Origin of the sequence: Sporichthya sp. (genome assembly GCF_013815995.1) — a bacterium.
Classification (GTDB): Bacteria; Actinomycetota; Actinomycetes; order Sporichthyales; family Sporichthyaceae; genus Sporichthya.
Genome location: NZ_JACDFE010000348.1, coordinates 1 through 3,024, shown reverse-complemented (window position 1 = coordinate 3,024; position 3,024 = coordinate 1). Strand labels below are relative to the sequence as shown.

General features: G+C 73.6%; 4 protein-coding genes. All 4 read right to left on the bottom strand.

What is annotated here, in order from left to right; genetic code table 11:
• Positions 1-277 (bottom strand): precorrin-6A/cobalt-precorrin-6A reductase (locus H0X00_RS23055; protein ID WP_293775143.1); only part of this gene is annotated, 277 nt, incomplete at its 3' end.
• Positions 277-1,020 (bottom strand): precorrin-4 C(11)-methyltransferase, encoded by a 744-nt coding sequence (cobM, locus tag H0X00_RS23050; RefSeq protein WP_293775141.1) that lies wholly within the window; start codon positions 1,018-1,020, stop codon positions 277-279. The genes cobM and H0X00_RS23055, both read right to left, overlap by 1 nt.
• Before the next feature lie 91 nt (positions 1,021-1,111).
• On the bottom strand, positions 1,112-2,338 hold the full coding sequence (gene cbiE / locus H0X00_RS23045; protein ID WP_293775140.1) for a precorrin-6y C5,15-methyltransferase (decarboxylating) subunit CbiE: 1,227 nt from the start codon (positions 2,336-2,338) through the stop codon (positions 1,112-1,114).
• Positions 2,339-2,356: 18 nt separating this feature from the next.
• Positions 2,357-2,785, bottom strand: a complete 429-nt coding sequence (locus H0X00_RS23040) for a pyridoxamine 5'-phosphate oxidase family protein (RefSeq protein ID WP_293775138.1) — start codon at positions 2,783-2,785, stop codon at positions 2,357-2,359.
• Positions 2,786-3,024 lie beyond the last annotated feature (239 nt).

The following is a 3,024-nucleotide window of genomic DNA, read 5'->3' as shown; positions in this document are numbered from 1 at the left end:
CTGCGGCGGCGGGCGCGGCCTGCGCCACCGAGGCCGAGATGCGCGCCGCGAACGGGTGGGTGGCGTCGACCACGGCCGAGACCCCTTCCGTGCGCAACCATGCGGCCAGCGCGTCCGGTCCGCCGAACCCGCCGATGCGCAGCTCGCCGGCGGGCAGGGCGGGGGAGCTGACCCGGCCGGCCAGCGAACTGACGACCCGCCAGGTTCCTTGGGTGACCAGGGCTGCGGCCAGGGCCCGGGCCTCGGTCGTCCCACCCAGGATGAGAACGGTGCGCATCAGTCCCGGCATCGGGACGTCGAGTACAGGTGGCTGTCCGGGAATTGACCAGCCGTCAGAACATCGCCGACCACGATCACGGCGGTGCGCACCACGCCCGCCGCCTGGACCGTGTCCGCGATGTCGGCCAACGTTCCGCGCAGGATCAGCTCGTCCGGTCGGCTGGCCCGGGCCACCACGGCGACCGGGGTATCCGGCCCGTACTCGGGCAGCAGGTCGGCGACCACCTGCTCGATCCGCTGCACCGCGAGGTGCAGCACCAGCGTGGTCCGCGTCTTGGCCAGCGTGGCCAGATCCTCGCCCGCCGGCATCGGCGTCGAGGCCGCGGAGATCCGGGACAGCAGCACCGACTGCCCGACCCCGGGCACGGTCAGCTCGCGCTTCAACGCGGCCGCCGCGGCCGCGTAGGCCGGCACCCCGGGGGTCACGTCGTAGGGCACTGCGGCGGCGTCCAGGCGGCGCATCTGCTCGGCCATCGCGGAGTACAGCGACGGGTCACCGGAGTGCAGCCGGGCCACGTCCTGCCCGGCCTCGGTGGCGGCGACCAGCTCAGCGGTGATCGCGTCCAGGTCGAGGTCGGCGGTGTCCACCAGGCGCGCGTCCGGTGGGCACCAGGTGAGCACCTCCGGTGGCACCAGGCTGCCGGCGTACAGACACACCGGGGCCGCGGCGATCAGGTCCCGCCCGCGCAACGTCATCAGATCCGCGGCGCCGGGGCCCGCGCCAATGAAGTGGATTGTCAAGGCGGCGTGTCGCCCCACGAAAGTGCAGACGTGCAGGTCGAAACGAGTGAAAACACCTGGAGAACTGCACTTTCGGCGGGAATGGGCGCGCTCATTTGATCAGGGTCCATTGGGTGACGGGGGCCAGGGGCCGCCAGACGGTGAAGCCGCCGACCGCGGCGGTGTGGGAGATCGCGAGCCTGACCAGATCGCCGCCGAGCTCGCCCTGGCGGGCCACCACGAGGGCCTCGGTCTGCAGGGTCACGGCATTGACCACGAGCCGGCCGCCGGGCCGCAGGGCGTCCCAACACGCGTCCAGGACGCCGGGATCGGTCGCGCCGCCGCCGACGAAGACGGCGTCCGGCTCCGGAAGCTCCTTCAGGGCGTCCGGGGCCGCGCCGGTGACCACCTGCAGGTCCGGCACCCCCAGGGCGGCGGCGTTGCCGACGATCCGCTCGGCCCGGTCGGCGCGTTCCTCGATCGCGATGGCCCGGGCGGAGCGCTCGGCGCGCATCCACTCGATCCCGATGCTTCCGGCCCCGCCACCGACGTCCCAGAGCAGCTGACCGGGCAGCGGCCCGAGACGGGCCAGGGTCACGGCCCGGACCTCGCGCTTGGTGAGCTGGCCGTCGTGCTCGTAGGCCTCGTCGGGCAGGCCCGCGACCCGGCTGCGCGGGGGCGCACCGGCCGCGTCGTTGGAGCTGCCGCACGCGACCGCGACCAGGTTCAGTGCGTCGAGGCGCTCCGGGGCGATGTCCCAGCCCGTGGCCGTGCCGGTGACGACGCTCTGGCCCGGGCCGCCGAGTTGGGAGAGCACCGCGAGCCGGCTCGCCCCGTAGCCGGCGTCCACGAGCAGCGAGGCCAGCGCGGCGGGGGTGTCGACGCCGGCGGAGAGCACGAGCAGGCGACGTCCGGGCGCGAGCAGAGCGCGGACCGCCGCGAGTGGGCGCCCGACGGCGCTGAGCACCTCGACGTCCTCCGCGGGCCAGCCGAGCTTCGCGCAGGCCAAAGCGGCTGAGGAGGGGTGCGGCAGCACCCGGAGCCGGACCTGCCCCAGCTCCCGGGCCAGGGTCGCGCCGATCCCGTAGAACATCGGGTCCCCGCTGGCCAACAGGCACAGCGCGCGCCCGGCGTGGGCCTCCAGCAGCCCGGGCAGGGCGGGCACCAGAGGGGCGGGCAGCGGTACCCGCTCGGCCCGCACGTCGGCCGGGAGGTACTCCAGGTGACGCTTGCCGCCGACGACCACCTCCGCGGCGCGCAGTGTCGCCTGCGAGGTCGCGGCCAGCCCGTCCCAGCCGTCGGCGCCGATCCCGACGACGGTGACCGGGCGGGTGCTCACCGGGTGCTCACCGGGTGCTCATACGTTGCCGACGATCCGGTCGACGCGGATGAGCATCACGATCCGCTCCGGGTTGGGTCGCGGCTCGCGGTAGCGCTCGGCGTAGCGGGCGCAGGCCTCCGCGACCTCCTGGGGGGAGGTACTGATGGTCGCCGTCCCCTCGACGGTGGACCAGCGGCGGCCGTCGACCTGGCAGACCGCGACCGGGGCGCCCGCGTCCCCGAAGGCCGCGACGTGGCGCACCTTGAGCGAGGTCCGCCCGGCGATGATCCGGGCCAGTCCGGCCTCGGGGTCCAGCGTCGCGCCGACGGGGACGACGTGGGGCCGTCCGTCCGCCCGCAGCGTGGTGAGCGTGCACAGGTGCCGCTCCCGCCAGAACGCCAGGAACTCCGCGTCGTCGATCCGGAGCACGTGCGAGGCCTTTCGGACTCGAGGGGTCTGCTGCACGGCTCGAAACCTACGACACGCGGAAATCCAGATCCCGCGGAGTCATTGCAAAGTCAGTAAGTCGAGTGACTCTGGTTCTCCGCCGGAGACCAGCAGGAGCTGGCCCACGGAACCGCTAGTGGTCCGTCTGCGAATTGATCTGGTTGAGGACCTCACGCCCGCGACGGACCTTGGCGATGATCTCCTCCGCGGTCGCCTTCCAGATGAAGGGCTTCGGGTCGGTGTTCCAGTGCTCGGCC